Annotated in this window: 19 protein-coding genes and 1 pseudogene; 16 read left to right on the top strand and 4 right to left on the bottom strand. The window is 53.5% G+C overall.

What is annotated here, in order from left to right; all coding sequences use genetic code 11:
• Together NQ012_RS05630 and NQ012_RS05635 are read right to left on the bottom strand one after the other, a co-directional pair.
• Positions 1–481, bottom strand: a pseudogene (locus NQ012_RS05630) (site-specific integrase); the annotation flags it as partial.
• Between the two features lie 271 nt (positions 482–752).
• Positions 753–1211 carry a c-type cytochrome gene (locus NQ012_RS05635; protein ID WP_257066644.1) on the bottom strand — a complete coding sequence of 153 codons (459 nt, stop codon included), beginning with the start codon at positions 1209–1211 and terminating at the stop codon, positions 753–755.
• A gap of 225 nt (positions 1212–1436) precedes the next feature.
• On the opposite strand from NQ012_RS05635, the gene NQ012_RS05640 reads away from it, so the two are divergent.
• Positions 1437–2267, top strand: a complete 831-nt coding sequence (locus NQ012_RS05640; protein WP_257066645.1) for an SDR family oxidoreductase — start codon at positions 1437–1439, stop codon at positions 2265–2267.
• Positions 2268–2350: 83 nt separating this feature from the next.
• On the opposite strand, the gene NQ012_RS05645 is transcribed toward NQ012_RS05640, so the two are convergent.
• Together NQ012_RS05645 and bioH are read right to left on the bottom strand one after the other, a co-directional pair.
• Positions 2351–2782: an META domain-containing protein gene (locus tag NQ012_RS05645; protein ID WP_257066646.1), complete on the bottom strand. Its 432-nt coding sequence runs from the start codon at positions 2780–2782 to the stop codon at positions 2351–2353.
• Between the two features lie 327 nt (positions 2783–3109).
• Positions 3110–3853 carry a pimeloyl-ACP methyl ester esterase BioH gene (bioH, locus tag NQ012_RS05650; protein WP_257066647.1) on the bottom strand — a complete coding sequence of 248 codons (744 nt, stop codon included), beginning with the start codon at positions 3851–3853 and terminating at the stop codon, positions 3110–3112.
• On the opposite strand from bioH, the gene NQ012_RS05655 reads away from it, so the two are divergent.
• The 15 genes from NQ012_RS05655 (at position 3852) to nuoF (ending at position 16432) form a co-directional block, all read left to right on the top strand.
• Positions 3852–4565 (top strand): ComF family protein, encoded by a 714-nt coding sequence (locus NQ012_RS05655; protein ID WP_257066648.1) that lies wholly within the window; start codon positions 3852–3854, stop codon positions 4563–4565. The genes bioH and NQ012_RS05655 overlap by 2 nt on opposite strands.
• Positions 4566–4629: 64 nt before the next feature.
• Positions 4630–5094 carry a tRNA (uridine(34)/cytosine(34)/5-carboxymethylaminomethyluridine(34)-2'-O)-methyltransferase TrmL gene (trmL, locus tag NQ012_RS05660; RefSeq protein WP_085367182.1) on the top strand — a complete coding sequence of 155 codons (465 nt, stop codon included), beginning with the start codon at positions 4630–4632 and terminating at the stop codon, positions 5092–5094.
• A 104-nt stretch (positions 5095–5198) separates the two neighbouring features.
• Positions 5199–5915: a septal ring lytic transglycosylase RlpA family protein gene (locus NQ012_RS05665; RefSeq protein WP_373566638.1), complete on the top strand. Its 717-nt coding sequence runs from the start codon at positions 5199–5201 to the stop codon at positions 5913–5915.
• Between the two features lie 116 nt (positions 5916–6031).
• On the top strand, positions 6032–6616 hold the full coding sequence (ruvA, locus tag NQ012_RS05670; protein ID WP_257066649.1) for a Holliday junction branch migration protein RuvA: 585 nt from the start codon (positions 6032–6034) through the stop codon (positions 6614–6616).
• Positions 6617–6700: 84 nt separating this feature from the next.
• Entirely contained in the window at positions 6701–8542 is a 1842-nt protein-coding gene (locus NQ012_RS05675; protein ID WP_257066650.1) for an ABC transporter ATP-binding protein, read from the top strand.
• A gap of 613 nt (positions 8543–9155) precedes the next feature.
• Positions 9156–9524: an NADH-quinone oxidoreductase subunit A gene (gene ndhC, locus NQ012_RS05680; protein WP_085365815.1), complete on the top strand. Its 369-nt coding sequence runs from the start codon at positions 9156–9158 to the stop codon at positions 9522–9524.
• Positions 9515–9994: a NuoB/complex I 20 kDa subunit family protein gene (locus NQ012_RS05685; protein WP_085365816.1), complete on the top strand. Its 480-nt coding sequence runs from the start codon at positions 9515–9517 to the stop codon at positions 9992–9994. The genes ndhC and NQ012_RS05685 overlap by 10 nt, the downstream gene beginning before the upstream one ends.
• 9 nt (positions 9995–10003) lie before the next feature.
• Positions 10004–10594: an NADH-quinone oxidoreductase subunit C gene (locus tag NQ012_RS05690; protein WP_257066651.1), complete on the top strand. Its 591-nt coding sequence runs from the start codon at positions 10004–10006 to the stop codon at positions 10592–10594.
• Complete coding sequence (gene nuoD, locus NQ012_RS05695; protein WP_257066652.1) at positions 10587–11843, top strand: NADH dehydrogenase (quinone) subunit D; 1257 nt, start codon at positions 10587–10589, stop codon at positions 11841–11843. The genes NQ012_RS05690 and nuoD overlap by 8 nt, the downstream gene beginning before the upstream one ends.
• Before the next feature lie 96 nt (positions 11844–11939).
• The gene (locus tag NQ012_RS05700; RefSeq protein WP_257066653.1) at positions 11940–12704 is read left to right on the top strand and encodes an SDR family NAD(P)-dependent oxidoreductase; all 765 of its coding nucleotides are present in this window, start codon (positions 11940–11942) and stop codon (positions 12702–12704) included.
• 166 nt (positions 12705–12870) lie between these two features.
• Complete coding sequence (nuoE, locus tag NQ012_RS05705; protein WP_257066654.1) at positions 12871–13344, top strand: NADH-quinone oxidoreductase subunit NuoE; 474 nt, start codon at positions 12871–12873, stop codon at positions 13342–13344.
• A 214-nt stretch (positions 13345–13558) separates the two neighbouring features.
• On the top strand, positions 13559–13780 hold the full coding sequence (locus NQ012_RS05710; RefSeq protein ID WP_257066655.1) for a VOC family protein: 222 nt from the start codon (positions 13559–13561) through the stop codon (positions 13778–13780).
• A gap of 296 nt (positions 13781–14076) precedes the next feature.
• Positions 14077–14427: a DUF1801 domain-containing protein gene (locus NQ012_RS05715; protein ID WP_085365821.1), complete on the top strand. Its 351-nt coding sequence runs from the start codon at positions 14077–14079 to the stop codon at positions 14425–14427.
• Between the two features lie 76 nt (positions 14428–14503).
• On the top strand, positions 14504–14899 hold the full coding sequence (locus NQ012_RS05720; RefSeq protein WP_257066656.1) for a GFA family protein: 396 nt from the start codon (positions 14504–14506) through the stop codon (positions 14897–14899).
• 237 nt (positions 14900–15136) lie between these two features.
• Complete coding sequence (nuoF, locus tag NQ012_RS05725; protein WP_257066657.1) at positions 15137–16432, top strand: NADH-quinone oxidoreductase subunit NuoF; 1296 nt, start codon at positions 15137–15139, stop codon at positions 16430–16432.
• Positions 16433–16462: the final 30 nt, after the last annotated feature.

Consider the following 16462-nt stretch of genomic DNA (forward strand, 5'->3'; position numbering starts at 1 on the left):
TCTGCGTCAGCCAGCGGATACGCCGTTTGGCTTCGCGGTATAACGTGATTTTCGGCACGTTATCCAACCATTGCCACTCTTTTGCAGCTTTGTTCAATATGGCCCGAATCAACGCAAGATAACGGTTCTTGGTGCTGTCGGAGCAATTAAAGCCGCCAACGGTATCCATGATGAAGTCGCGACTCATATCATTCAGCAAAACTTCTCTGAAATGAGGAAGGCCGCGCAACCGGCTGATGTCGTCTTTGATACTTTTCTTTTTGCCTCCTTGCTCTTTAATCCATCGGACGGCTGCTTTCTCCCACAGCCGGTCGGGCTTCCGCTCCAAGTGTTGCTGCTGCCATAGCTCGTAAGCTAGTTTGTCATGCAGCTTTTGGGCTTCTTCCCTGATTTTGGTGCCGGCAGATTGTCTAATTCTGCGACCACCTGCCGTTGTGATGTCAACGTACCATATGCCATTGTTCCGTTTGTAAATCGGCATTTTTCTTCACTCCTGCTTTTGAGCGAAGTCTGCAACTGTGCATTTTCTTGTTCGGACAAGAATGCGTCAAGGGCAGACTGGGTTATACAGTATTTCCGCCCCGGTTTTGAGGCGTTCAGACGGCCCGAACAGATTTTATAAAGGCTTCAATTTATGTACCGTCATACTCGGGCTTGATCCGAGTATCTGCTATTTCTTTCAAAAACAATAAAATGCTCAGGATAGACCCGAGCATGGTGAAAAATAAACAAACAAAGCAAATGCTTGAAAATCACTTCGGCCGGCGGAAGGTGTCGTGGCAGGATTTGCAGCTCGCGCCCACTTTGTCATAAGCGGTTTTGATGGCATCGAGCTTGCCGGTTTGCGCCTGCGCGTTCAATTCGGCCACGGCGGCGTAGAATTTTTCTTGTTCGGCTTTAAAGGCATCGGGTTTTTCCCACGTTACCGGCAGCGTGTCGCCGTCGCCCTGTTCGTCTTTCTGAAAATATTCAAACGGTTTTTTGCTCTCTTCGGCAAACGTGGCGGCGGCGGCTTTGAATTTCTCAACGTCGTAAGCTTCGTCGCCTTTCACCATTTTGCCCATGCTGCTGAAATTGGGCATCATCGTTTTGAAAGCGGTGGTGCGCGCTTCGGATATCGGCCCTTTGGCCGCATCGGCGGGCGCACCGCCGCAGGCAGAGAGGGCAAATGCGGCGGCGGCCGCCCAAGCCGCAGTCAGTTTGGTTTTCATGCTGGTGTTTCCTTATGCTATAGTGGATTCAATTACTTCGGTACAAGGCAGCAAGCCGCAGACAGTACAAATAGTACGGCAAGGCGCAGCAACGCCGTAACGGAGTAAGTGGATTCACTATACTATGGTTGTTATGGTTCCGTTATCATACCCGAAACCGCGCGGCGGCGGGTGTTCCGCAAGCGGCGTGCATCAAACCGTTTGCATTTTATTGAGGAGAAGGATATGACGATTTTAATCACCGGCGCATCGGCCGGTTTCGGTGAAGCCATGTGCCGCAGCTTTGTGGCAGCGGGGTATAAAGTTATCGGTGCCGCGCGTCGGCTGCACAAGCTGGAAGCCTTGCAGGCAGAGTTGGGCGAAAATTTCCACCCGTTGGAAATGGATATGACCCGCACCGAATCGATCTATCATGCTTTGCAGAGCCTGCCGGAAAACTTCGCCGAAATCGACTGCCTGATCAACAACGCCGGTTTGGCGCTCGGCCTCGACGGGGCCGACAAAGCCGATTTCAACGATTGGGAAACCATGATCCAAACCAATATCATCGGTTTGAGCTATTTAACCCGCCAAGTGCTGCCGCAGATGGTGGCGCGCAAAAGCGGCTATATCATCAACCTCGGCTCGATTGCGGGCACTTATCCCTACCCGGGCGGCAATGTGTATGGCGCCACCAAAGCCTATGTGCGCCAGTTCAGCCTCAACCTGCGCGCCGATTTGGCGGGCACGGGCGTGCGCGTGAGCAACATCGAGCCGGGTTTGTGCGGCGATACCGAATTTTCCAACGTGCGTTTTAAGGGCGACGGCGAACGCGCGGCCAAGCTGTATGAAAACGTGCAGTTTATCCGCCCGCAGGATATCGCCGACACGGCTTTGTGGCTCTACCAGCGCCCCGCACATATGAATGTGAACAGCATCGAAATCATGCCGGTGGCGCAGAGCTTCGGCGCACTGCCCGTACACCGCGAAGCCCCGCCGCCCGCCGCGCAGCCGGACGACGGCTTTGAGAAACAAAGTATGTCGCTGTTTCAAAAAATCAAATCGTGGTTTAAATAATAGCGTTCAAAATGTTTTAAGGCCGTCTGAAACCGCATTGCGCTTGTTTTCAGACGGCCTGAGGTTTTTGCCGGAAGCCGATATTATTTAGCCGCCGCCCGTTTGCCGCGAATCACCATACGGCCTTGTTCGTCCAGCATTTCCAAACTGCCGCCGCTCAAACGGTATGTGCGCACCTGCGGCAGCGCGCGGCTTAACTGCTGCTCGGTTTCCATATCGGGGCAGGCTTTCAGGGTGGAGGCAACGGCGCTGAATTTCAGGGTTTTGTTCTTCACCGTGCTTTCATAGCCGCCGAACAGCCGGTTGCAGTTGGTGGAGACGCCGAATTGCAGTTTGTCGTCGTTGAAAGTAATCACCGTTTCCGGCGCAATTTTGCCCGCGCCTGCCGCTTCGGTGATTTGCCACGAGCCGGACAAGGGTTTCTCTAACCCGGCCGGAACGGGCACGGGCAGCGCAACCGGTACCACGCAGGCGCCGAGCAGCAAAGGGGCGAGTAAAACGGCATAGATTTTCATAAAAATTCCTTGTTTCAAATATAAAAAGCGTTGCGTGGAGGTTTTGTAAGTTATGCCGGTATTTTAAAGAGACCTTTGCAAAAATACCTTGAAGCCGTCTGAAATGCTTAGATTCCGTCATTCCCGCCTGCGCGGGAATCCAGCCTTAAAACTATCAAGTATTTTATTTCAATAACTTATAAAAAATGACTGGATTCCCGCCTGAGCGGGAATGACGATGGTTGAATATTTCAGACGGCCTAAACGAATTTTGCAAAGGTCTCGGCCTGCAATACGCTTGATCGACCGTGTTTGATATTACCGGCTGACGAATTGGTAACACAGTTGCTAATGCGTTTCGACGAAATCCGCCAACAGCCGAGCAAATTCACCGGCTTGAGTGAGAAACGGCGCGTGGGCGGCTTTTTCTATAATATGCAGCTCGCTTTGCGGCAGATGGCGGTGCAGGTATTCGCCCATACGGGGCGGGGTGATGGAATCTTTGGCGCCGAAAATCAGCAGGGCGGGGGCATGGATGTGCGGCAGAAAGGCGCGGGCGTCGGCACCGGCAACGGCATCGAGCGCGGCCTGCATGGCGGCGGGCGCGCCGTGTTTCACGATATCGGGCAGCACTTTTTCTAAAACCGGGTGTTGGTCTTTTGCATACAAAAATTGCAACTGGAGAAACTGTTTCATATATCTGTGATAATCTTGCTCAAACAAAACAATCATTTTCGCCAGCGCGGGGTTGCTCAAACCTTCGGGGTAGTCGGGCGCGGCCTGAAAGCGGGCGAAGCTGGCGGTCAGGCACAGTGCGCGCACTTTTTCAGGGTGGCGGTGTGCGAGATAAAGCGCCACCAGCCCGCCGAGCGACCAGCCGACCAAATAGGCGGGTTCGCTGATTTGTCCGGCGAAAGCGTCGGCTGCGGCGGCCACGTCGAAACCGCCGTCAAACGGCGCATCGCCGTGGCCGGGCAGGTTGAGGGCGCGAATATGCCAGTTTGCAGGCAGGCGCGGGGTTAAATCGTCGAAAATATGGCGGTTGGCCGCCCAGCCGTGTATCAGATAAACGTTTTTCGGGGAATGCGTCATGAATGTGCTTTCGTGGTGGCGGAAATGCCGGGGCAAAAAAGATTGCCTATTATGCCACGGCCCGGCGGTTTCAGACGGCCTGTGTGCAGGCTGTGCGGCCGATTTGTCGGCACTTTGCACCGATGCCGCCGCTGCCTGCCCGTGTTGCGGCCGCACGAGCTCCGGCGGCACGGTGTGCGGGCGCTGCCAGCAAACGCCGCCGCCGTTCGAGCGGTTGTGGGCTTCGGCATATTATGAAGCGCCCGTCAGCAATATGCTGTATGCTTTCAAGCACCGTGCCGACAGAAGTATGTTGCGGCCGTTGTGCGCCGTGATGCTGAACCACCCGCCGCCGTGGCTGGAAAGCGAGAGTGCCGACTGCGTGTTGGCCATGCCGCTGAGCAAGCGGCGGCGGCTGTTCCGCGGCTTCAATCAAAGCGACGGCTTGGCCGAAGCGGTGGGAAAACGCTACGGTTTGCCCGTGCTGCCGCACACGGCGGTTTTCAGACGGCATCATGCGCCGCAAAGCACGCTGAAACAGCACGAACGGCGCAAAAACGTAAGAAATGCTTTTGTATTAAATAATCAACGTGTTAAGAATCGTAAGATATTATTGGTTGACGATGTTACTACAACCGGCGCAACGTTTGAAGAATTGGCGCGAATGCTAAAACAGGCGGGCGCTTCAGCGGTTTTTTGCTGGGCGCTTGCACATACCCAATTGAAAAAATAACGAAATTTTTTTGACGCGCGCCGCCGCTTGCGGCATAGTGCGCAACTTGAGGCAAACAATCCATATGTTTACCGTAGTTTTATACCAGCCCGAAATTCCCCCCAACACGGGCAACATCATCCGCCTTTGCGCCAACACCGGAGCCGACCTGCACTTGGTGAAACCGCTTGGTTTCCCGCTGGATTCGAGCAAAATGAAGCGGGCAGGGCTGGATTACCACGAATTTGCCAAACTGGCCGTGCATGAAAACTTTGCAGACTGCCTGAAAGCCTTGGCGGGCCGGCGCATTTTCGCGCTCACCACCAAAGGCAGCACCCGCCCCGACGAGGCGGCGTTTCAGGAAGGAGATGTGTTTCTGTTCGGCCCCGAAACCCGCGGCCTGCCTGCGGAAATTTTGGCAAGCCTGCCGGCGGAGCAGAAACTGCGCCTGCCCATGCTGCCCGGCAGCAGAAGCATGAACCTTTCCAACACCGTTGCCGTGATGCTGTTTGAAGCGTGGCGGCAAAACGGTTATGCAGGCGGTGTTTAACCGTTCCATCAATATAAATTATTGTGTTTGTGTGAGTTTATATCGATGAAATGGTTCCGGCCGTCTGAAAAGTATTTTTATTCACTCAAGAACTGGAACCTGTTTTGACACAAGCCAAACGAAATTTCTTTACCGCCGCCTTCGCCGCCCTTGCGCTGGCCTTTGCCGCCGCGTCCGCCCAGGCCGACGCCGTAGTGAAAGCCGAAAAACTCAGCCCTTCGGCCAACCTGAGCTACAAAGTGGCCGGCAAGCGCTACAACCCTTTGAAAAAAGTTTCATCGTTCAGCCAAACCGGCAATGCTTCATGGTATGGCAGCCAATTCCACGGCCGCAAAACCGCCAGCGGCGAGCGCTACAATATGCACGCGATGACCGCTGCCCACAAAACCCTGCCGATTCCCAGCTATGCCCGCGTAACCAATTTGTCTAACGGCAAAAGCGTGGTGGTGCGCATCAACGACCGCGGTCCCTTCCACGGCAGCCGCGTGATGGACGTGTCGAAAGCCGCCGCTGCCAAGCTCGGCTTTATCAACAAAGGCACGGCCAAAGTGCGCGTCGAGCAAATCGTGCCGGGCAGCGAGCCTGTCGAGAGCCTGGCCCAAAACGAAGCCCGCAATATTTATGTGAACCTGAAAAGTTTCGACACCAAGGCCGAGGCGCAGCAATATCTGAAACGCACGGGCAATCACTTGAAGTCGTCCGATATCGACCAAAAAGTGTCTGTGGTGAAGCAAGACGGCAATTATGTGGTGAGAATGGGTCCGTTCCAACGTCAGGAACACGCCGATACGGTAAAAGGCCGTGTGCTGACTGCCATTTGATTAAAACCGTTCGGTTTGTTTCAGACGGCCTGCCTGTGCAGGCCGTTTTGTTTTGGGCGGGGAATGTGATGAAGGGTTATAATGCAGGCCGTCTGAAAAAATAACGAAAGAATGCCATGATTAGCAGGCTTAGCGGCAAACTGCTTGAAAAAGCCCCGCCGCAGATCGTGATTGATGTGAACGGTGTGGGGTATGAGGTGGACGTGTCGATGCAAACTTTTTACCTGCTGCCGCCGTTGGGCGAGGCTGTTCAGCTTTATACGCAGCTGGTGGTGCGCGAAGACGCGCATCTGCTGTTCGGCTTCGCCACCGCCGCCGAGCGTGCCACCTTCCGCCAGTTGGTGAAGGTGAGCGGTATCGGTGCCAAAACCGCGCTGGGCATTTTATCGGCCATGAACGCCGACGAATTGGCGCAGGCGGTGGCGCAGGAAGATGTGAAACGTCTCTCGTCCGCCCCGGGCATCGGCAAAAAAACCGCCGAGCGCATGGTGTTGGAGCTGCGCGGCAAACTGGTGCCGGAAAACACCGCTTCCGGCCTGTTTACGCCTGCCGCCGCCGCAGACGAAACCGACGATATCGTCAGCACGCTGCTGGCGCTGGGCTATAACGAACGCGAAGCCAAAGCGGCGGTAAAAGGCATTCCCGCCGGCACCGACGTGGGCGAGGGCGTGCGTTTGGCCTTAAAGAATTTGTTGAAATAAAAACGTTTCAGACGGCCTGCAAGCGTTTTGCAATAAATGAGGCCGTCTGAAATGCTTTGCAGCCGAAAATCAGAGTAAACCGATATGATCAACCGAATTTTCAACTGGTTTGAATCGCGCATCGAGCCGTATCCCGACGATGCCTCGAAAACGCCCGAAAAAGGGCTGTTCCGCTTTATTTGGAGCAATCTCGACGGCATGCGCGGCTGGATTGTGGCGCTGGCCGTGTTTACCGCCGGCATCGGCATCATGGAGGCGCTGGTGTTCCAGTTTATGGGCAAAATCGTCGATTGGCTGGGGCATTACACGCCCGCAACGCTGCTGGCCGAAAAAGGCTGGGCGCTCGCCGCCATGCTGGCGATGATGCTGTTTGCGGTATTGTGGCAGTTTGCCGCCTCGAATTTACGTCTGCAAACCCTGCAAGGCGTGTTCCCCATGCGCCTGCGCTGGAATTTCCACCGCCTGATGCTGGGGCAGAGCCTGGGGTTTTATCAAGACGAATTCGCCGGCCGCGTATCGGCCAAAGTGATGCAGACCGCACTGGCGGTGCGCGATGTGGTGATGACCATTGCCGATATGGTGGTGTATGTGGTGGTGTATTTCATTACCTCGGGCGTGATTCTGGTGGCGTTGGATTCTTGGCTGCTGTTGCCGTTTGTCGGTTGGATGATAGGTTTCGGCGCGGTGATGGCGCTGCTGATTCCTAAGCTTGGCAAAACCGCCCAGCGGCAGGCCGATGCCCGCAGCCTGATGACCGGCCGCATTACCGATGCCTATTCCAACATCACCACCGTCAAGCTGTTTTCCCACGGCGCGCGCGAAGCCCGCTATGCCAAGCAGTCGATGCAGGAATTTATGGTTACCGTGCACGCGCAGATGCGGCTGGCGACCTTGCTGCACACATGCAGTTTTTTCGTGAACACCTCGCTTACCGTTTCCACCACCGCCCTAGGAATTTGGCTGTGGCACAACGGCCAGGTAGGCGTGGGCGCGGTGGCCACCGCCACCGCCATGGCGCTGCGCGTGAACGGCCTGTCGCAATACATCATGTGGGAGTCGGCGCGCCTGTTTGAAAACATCGGCACGGTCAACGACGGCATGGTAACGCTGTCGAAACCGCACACCATCGTCGATAAACCCCAGGCGCTGCCGCTCAAGGTGGAAAAGGGCGACATCCGCTTCGAGCACATCGATTTTTCCTACGAAACCGGCAAACCGCTACTCAACGGCTTCAACCTTCACATCAAGCCCGGCGAAAAAGTCGGCCTGATCGGACGCAGCGGCGCGGGCAAATCCACCATCGTCAACCTGCTGCTGCGCTTTTACGAACCGCAGAGCGGCAAAATCCTGGTCGACGGCCAAAACATCAACGACGTTACCCAAGAAAGCCTGCGTGCCCAAATCGGCCTGGTTACGCAGGACACCAGCCTGCTGCACCGCTCGGTGCGCGACAACATTGTTTACGGCCGCCCCGACGCTACCGAAGAAGACATGATGAACGCCGCCGAACGCGCCGAAGCCGCAGGATTTATCCCCGATTTATACGACGCAAAAGGCCGCCGCGGCTACGATGCCCATGTGGGTGAGCGCGGCGTAAAACTTTCAGGCGGCCAGCGCCAGCGCATCGCCATCGCCCGCGTGATGCTGAAAGACGCGCCGATTCTGCTGCTCGACGAAGCCACCAGCGCGCTGGATTCCGAAGTGGAAGCCGCTATTCAGGAAAGCCTCGATAAAATGATGGCCGACAAAACCGTGATTGCCATCGCCCACCGTCTTTCCACCATCGCCGCGATGGACAGGCTGATTGTGCTCGACAAAGGCCGCATCGTTGAAGAAGGCAGCCATACCGAATTGCTGGAGAAAAACGGCCTGTATGCCAAACTGTGGGCGCACCAGAGCGGCGGTTTTTTAAACAGCGAAGCCTGACGGCGCGGCACAAGCAGGCTATGACCTTTGCAAAACTACCTTGAGGCCGTCTGAAATGCTTAAATTCCGTCATTCCCGCGTAGGCGGGAATCCAGCTTTCAAGCAATCAAATATTTTATTTCAATAACTTATAAAAAGCGATTGGATTCCCGCCTACGCGGGAATGACGATAATCAGATGTTTCAGACGGCCTAAATGAATTTTGCAAAGGTCTCAGGCTGTCTGAAATATTCAACCGTCGTTATTAGCTTCGCCAGTCCGCTGCGCTATCCCGCCTACGCGGAAATGACGAGATACAAACCTTTTCAGGGTTTGATTGGTTTTTTTGCAAAGATTTCGGCCGTCTGAAAACCGCTGTGGCATAAAATGTAGCCCAATGTAATATTTAAATATAAAGAATAAATTGCCGAGAGAAAATTCATTAATTATCTATATCAACAAAACAATGTTTTTGTAGAAATATTAATTAATGAGAATCGTTATCTAAAAATGATTGAAATTATTGGTTTTTTCTAGCATTTTTTTAGCAGGCTAACTTTAAAACGTGTCTTAAATTGGATACAATCATCGGATATTTACCGGTATTTTATGTTAACGAAACCAGGTGTAGCTCATGTTGGCAAACTACTTCCCCGTATTGGTGTTCATTCTTGTCGGCCTGATAGCAGGCATCGTATTCTTGGCGTTGGGCAACCTGCTCGGCCCCAAGCGCCACTATGCCGAGAAAGACGCGCCGTTCGAGTGCGGCTTCGAAGCCTTTGAAAACGCGCGCATGAAGTTCGACGTGCGTTATTATCTGGTGGCGATTCTGTTTATTCTGTTTGATTTGGAAGTGGCGTTTATGATTCCGTGGGCGGTGGTATTCAAAGACCTGACCGCCGCGCACGGGCAATATGCTTTCTGGTCGATGTTCGTGTTTATCGTGGTGCTCACGGTAGGCTTTATCTACGAATGGAAAAAAGGTGCGCTGGAATGGGAATAGATGGCGTTTTGAAAAAAGGTTTCGTAACCACCAGCGCAGACACTGTGCTCAACTATATGCGTACCGGCTCGTTGTGGCCGGTAACGTTCGGTTTGGCCTGTTGCGCGGTTGAAATGATGCAGGCCGGTGCTGCCCGCTACGATTTGGACCGCTTCGGCATTATTTTCCGCCCGTCGCCGCGCCAGTCGGATCTGATGATTGTGGCCGGCACGCTGTGCAACAAAATGGCACCTGCGCTGCGCCGCGTGTACGACCAGATGGCCGAGCCGCGCTGGGTACTTTCGATGGGTTCGTGCGCCAACGGCGGCGGCTATTACCATTATTCTTATTCGGTGGTGCGCGGTTGCGACCGCATCGTGCCGGTAGACGTTTATGTTCCCGGCTGCCCGCCCACCGCCGAAGCCCTGATTTACGGTTTGATTCAGCTTCAGCAGAAAATCAAACGCACTTCAACGATTGCACGGGATTAGGAGGGCGAGATGGCTGATGTGAAAACCCTGCATGAAACCGTTACCCGCGTGTTGGGCGGCAAAGCAAGCAAAGTGATTCTCGCATTGGGCGAAATCACTGTCGAATGCCTGCCTGAAAACTATTTGGAAATCATGACCACCCTGCGCGATCATGCCGATTTGCATTTCGAATCTTTAGTTGATTTGTGCGGCGTGGATTACAGCACCTATAAAAACGAACCGTGGGAAGGCAAGCGCTTTGCCGTGGTGAGCCAACTGGTTTCCGTGAAAAACAACCAGCGCATCCGTGTGCGCGTGTGGTGTCAGGACGACGATTTCCCTGTGGTAGATTCCGTAACCGAAATTTACAACAGTGCCGATTGGTACGAACGCGAAGCCTTCGATCTCTATGGCATCCTGTTCAACAACCACCCCGACCTGCGCCGCATCCTCACCGATTACGGCTTTGTCGGCCATCCTTTCCGCAAAGATTTCCCGATTTCCGGCTATGTCGAAATGCGTTACGACGAAGCCGAAAAACGCGTCATCTACCAACCCGTAACCATCGAGCCGCGCGAAATCACCCCGCGCATCGTCCGCGAGGAGAATTACGGTGGCTAACAAACTAAGAAACTACACCATCAACTTCGGCCCGCAGCACCCCGCCGCCCACGGCGTATTGCGCATGATTCTGGAATTGGACGGCGAAACCATCGTCCGCGCCGATCCGCATATCGGCCTCTTGCACCGCGGCACCGAAAAACTGGCCGAAACCCGCACTTATCTGCAAGCCCTGCCTTATATGGACCGCTTGGACTACGTTTCCATGATGGTGAACGAGCAGGCTTATTGCTTAGCGGTGGAAAAACTAACCGGCATCGAAGTACCCATCCGCGCCCAATATATCCGCGTGATGTTCGCCGAAGTTACCCGCATTCTGAACCACCTGATGGGCATCGGTTCGCACGCGCTCGATATCGGCGCGATGACCGTGTTCCTGTATGCCTTCCGTGAGCGCGAAGAGCTGATGGATTTATACGAAGCCGTATCCGGCGCCCGTATGCACGCGGCTTATTTCCGCCCCGGCGGCGTGTACCGCGATTTGCCCGACTTTATGCCCAAATACGAATCGAGCAAATTCCGCAACGCCAAAGTGCTGAAAAAACTGAACGAATCGCGCGAAGGCACCATGCTCGACTTTATCGAAGCCTTTACCGAACGCTTCCCCGGCTGTGTGGACGAATACGAAAGTCTGCTCACCGATAACCGCATCTGGAAACAGCGTACCGTCGGCATCGGCGTGGTTTCCCCCGAGCGCGCCCTGCAAAAAGGCTTTACCGGCGTGATGCTGCGCGGCTCCGGCGTGGAGTGGGATATCCGCAAAAAAGCCCCTTATGACGCTTATGCCAACGTAGATTTCGATATCCCCGTCGGCGTGAACGGCGACTGCTACGACCGCTATCTGTGCCGTATCAACGAAATGCGCGAATCCAACCGTATCATCAAACAATGCGTGCAATGGCTCAAAGCCAACCCCGGCCCCGTGATTGTCGACAACCACAAAGTCGCCCCGCCCAAACGCACCGAAATGAAAATGGGCATGGAAGACCTGATCCACCATTTCAAACTGTTTACCGAAGGCATGCACGTGCCCGAAGGCGAAACCTATACCGCCGTCGAACACCCCAAAGGCGAGTTCGGCATCTATATGATTTCAGACGGCGCCAACAAACCCTACCGCCTGAAAATCCGCGCCCCCGGCTTCGCCCACCTGCAAGGCATGGACGAAATGGCGCGCGGCCACATGCTCGCCGACGTGGTGGCCATCATCGGCACGCAGGATATTGTGTTTGGCGAAGTGGACAGATAGGCAGCCTGAAAAAAACGTAGGCCGGGCATTCATGCCCGACAAAAGCAGCTTGGCAAAACAAAACTGCTTTTTTAACCTTGTTATAAGGAGACTCTTATGACTTTGCGCAACAAAAACGCCGTCATCACAGGCGGTAGCGATGGCATCGGGCTTGGAATTACGCAAGCCTTTGCTGAACGCGGTGCAAACATCGTTTTAATCGGACGCAGCGCGGACAAACTCGCCCAAGCGCGACAGGTTTTGACGCAATACCCTGTATCATTGATTGAAGCCGATTTGTCCGACATGGCACAGCTCCGAAAAGCCGCCGAGCAAGTCATTGCCTTGTTGGGACGGATTGATACGCTGGTTAATAATGCAGGCTTGGGGCGGTTCGTACCGTTTGTCGACACGGACGAAGCCTTGTTTGATTCACACTTCAACTTGAACGTCAAAGCCCCATACTTTCTGACCCAAGTTCTGTTGCCGCAGCTTGTTGCAGCCAAAGGCAGCGTGATTAACATCTCGTCCTACTTCGCGCAGCGTATGCTGTCCGACCGCGCTAGTACCGCCTATTCCGCCACTAAGGGCGCGTTAAATTCACTGACCAAATCGCTGGCATTTGAGCTGGGTGCGCAAGGAGTGCGCGTGAATGCCATTGCACCGGGTAGCGTAGAGACGCCACAACTGCGACACAATCTGTCCGTTATGCCTACTGAAAAACAGCAGGTATTTCGCGATATGGTAAAACGCATCTATCCCATGCAACACATCGGTAGCCCTGCTGACATCGGTCAAGCGGCTGTATTTTTGGCAAGCGACGACGCGAAATGGATAACGGGTGCGATATTGAATGTGGACGGTGGATTGACGACTAATTAGCACATAGCTCGGGTCTAGACCCAACAAAAGCACAAAGCAGCCAGCACTTTTTCAGGCAGCCCCGTTTCGGAGATGAACATCGGTTGCTCAGACCAAAGATTCTGACCGATGCCGTCTGAAACCGCCGACCGATTATTTATTGAATAAAAAACAAGGATTGCAAACCATGTTATCCCCACAATCCCTGCAACAGATAGACACCGAGTTAGCCAAATACCCCGCCGACCAGCGCCGTTCCGCCATTATGGGCGCATTGCGCATCGCCCAAACCGAAAAAGGCTGGCTCAGCGCCGAAACCATCGAATATGTGGCCGATTATGTCGGCATCGCCCCCGCCGCCGCTTATGAAATCGCCACTTTCTACAATATGTACGACCTCGCGCCGGTGGGCAAATACAAACTCACCGTCTGCACCAACCTGCCGTGCGCCCTGCGCGGCGGCGTGAATGCAGCCGATTATCTGAAACAGAAACTCGGCATCGGCTTCGGCGAAACCACTTCAGACGGCCTCTATACGCTGGTGGAAGGCGAGTGCATGGGTGCCTGTGGTGATGCGCCGGTGGTGCTGGTGAACAACCATAAAATGTGCAGTTTCATGACCGAAGAGGCGATTGAAGCGAAACTGGCGGAGTTGAGATAAAGGCCGTCTGAAAAACGCGTAGGTCGGGCATTGATGCCCGACGATAATGGTTCAGGATATTTTGTCGGGCATCAATGCCCGACCTACAAGCTCCACTGTCCATTCAGGACAAACACCATGATTACCTTCAACATATATGGCCGGTTGAAACATCGCCGAGAGAATGAGTGAAGCATTTAATAAAAAGTATACTAAAGTATACTAAGGAGTAACCATGAATCAAAAAGTAAAAAATCCACTGAACATAAACAAATTAGCACCTGTTTTTGCGGTGGAAAATGTACAGAAAACCGCCGAATTTTATACCAAACATTTAGGTTTTCAGTTGGCTTTTGCCGTTCCTAATCACGATGCAGTGGAGGAAACCTTTGAAAATGGCAAAGAATATCGTTATGCGATGCTGAAATCTGGGAAATTAGAGATCGCATTTCAGTGATTAGATACTTTTCAAAACGACATTCATTTTGCTAAAAATCAACCCATTGGGGCTTCGGTCTCTTTTTACATGGATGTTGATAATATCGAAGATTTATACAATCGGTTAAAGTCTGAAAATTTGGAAATTACCGAACTGAAAACAGCTTGGTATGGAGTTCTCGAATTTTACCTAAAAGACCTAAACGGATACATCTTGGGATTTGCCCAACCGGCTTAAAATCGATCCAATGAATTTAGTTTATTGGTTAAATTTTAAGAACAGTTAACTTATGCAGAACTCATTAGGAGGAGACAATGAACCAAAAAGTAAAAAATCTGCTGGATGACTGGCAAATTGGTAATCCCTCCTTGTATGAAATTGCCAATAGTGTGCGCACGAGAATATTGCAACTAGCAGGTACAGTAGACGAAGAAGTGAAATATGGCGGTATTCTGTTTGCCGCACCTGAACCGTTTTGCGGCATTTTTGTTTATAAGCAACATGTATCTGTGGAATTTAGTCATGGCGCCGAGATAGTAGACCCACACGGTTTATTAGAAGGAAAAGGCAAAGGCCGTCGCCATTTGAAATTACATACGCTTGAAGATGTAGAAAATAAGCATTTAACGGATTACTTACGATTGGCGCAAAAAGCAGCAGAATAAAATGCCAGCGAGAGTAGGTTGGGTTGAAAACCCAACACAAATCCAGGCCGTCTGAAAACAAAGAAAGGAAGCAGCAATGGAAGCAAAATGCCTGTGCGGTGCCGTATCGCTGAAAGTTGAAGCCGAGCGCAAACTGCATGCCTGTCATTGCGGCAAATGCCGCACTTGGGGCGGCGGTGCGGGCTTTACCCTAACGGCCAAAACACCCGCAATCAGCGGCGGCGAGCACATCGGCCGTTACCGTTCGTCCGAATGGGCGGAACGCTGTTTCTGCAAGCAATGCGGTACACACCTGTTTGTGCAGGTGGGCGACGATTATTACATCAGCGCCGGATTGTTTGCCGACAATGCCGGTTTCGAGCTGGAAAGCCAAATTTTTATCGATTGCAAGGCACCTTATTACGAGTTGGCCAACGATACGCCCAAACTGACCGAAAGCGAATTTTTGGCGATGGTAGGTGGGCAAGAGTAGGTTGGGTTGAAACCCCAACACAAATGCAGGCCGTCTGAAATGTTGGGTTCAACAACCCAACTGCTTAGAAATAACACAAACAAGAAATAGCAAGGCCGTCTGAAAACAACAGTAGGTCCGGGCATTGATGCCCGACGAATGGTTAGAGATATTTTGCCAGGCATCAATGCCCGGCCTACGAAACCGAACAAAACCGAAATATAGATTGAAGCAAAAGTTAACCGACAGGGCACACAAATGGCTATTTACCAATCAGGCATCATTTTTGACCGAGTGGACACCCAAAACCCGAACTGCTGGACGCTGGAAGAATACGTGAAGCGCGGCGGCTATCAGGCCTTGCGCAAAATCCTCAGCGAAAAAATCTCGCAAGACGACGTAATTGCCGAAGTGAAAACGTCCGGCTTGCGCGGCCGCGGCGGCGCAGGCTTCCCCACCGGCCTGAAGTGGAGCTTTATGCCCCGTTCGTTCCCCGGCGCCAAATACGTTGTCTGCAACACCGACGAAGGCGAACCCGGCACATTCAAAGACCGCGACATCATCAACTTCAACCCGCACGCCCTGATCGAAGGCATGATTATCGCCGGCTACGCCATGGGCGCCGAAGCAGGTTACAACTATATCCACGGCGAAATCTTCGAAGGCTACCAACGCTTTGAAGCCGCGCTGGCCGAAGCGCGCCAAGCCGGCTATCTGGGCAAAAACATCATGGGCTTGGGCTTCGATTTCGAGCTGTTCGCCGCCCACGGCTACGGTGCCTACATCTGCGGCGAAGAAACCGCGCTGTTGGAAAGCTTGGAAGGCAAAAAAGGCCAGCCGCGCTTCAAACCGCCGTTCCCCGCTTCATACGGCCTCTACGGCAAACCCACCACCATCAACAACACCGAAACCTTCGCCTCCGTGCCGTTTATCATCCGCGACGGCGGCAAAACCTTTGCCGAACAAGGCATCGAAAACGCCGGCGGCACCAAACTGTTTTCCATTTCCGGCCACGTTAACCGCCCCGGCAACTACGAAGTGCCGCTGGGTACGCCGTTTGCCAAGCTGCTGGAAATGGCCGGCGGCATGAAAGACGGCAAAAAACTCAAAGCCGTGATTCCCGGCGGCTCGTCCGCCCCCGTGCTGCCCGCCGACATCATGATGAGCCTGAATATGGATTACGATTCCATCGCCAAAGCCGGCTCCATGCTCGGCTCCGGCGCGGTCATCGTGATGGACGAAGACGTGTGCATGGTGAAAGCGCTGGAACGCTTAAGCTATTTCTACCACGAAGAATCCTGCGGCCAATGCACCCCCTGCCGCGAAGGCACCGGCTGGCTCTACCGCATCGTGCACCGCATCGCCAGCGGCAAAGGCAAACCCGAAGATTTGGAACTGCTCGACTCCATCGGCAACAACATGGCCGGCCGCACGATTTGCGCTTTGGCGGACGCCGCCGTGTTCCCTGTGCGCAGTTTTACCAAACACTTCCGCCATGAGTTTGAGCACTATATCGAGCATGGCAAGCCGGCTAAAGAGCATAAGTGGTGCTGATGGTTCAGACGGCTTTGGGGTCGAATAGGC

Source organism: Neisseria dentiae (assembly GCF_024580525.1).
GTDB classification, from domain to species: Bacteria; Pseudomonadota; Gammaproteobacteria; order Burkholderiales; family Neisseriaceae; genus Neisseria; species Neisseria dentiae_A.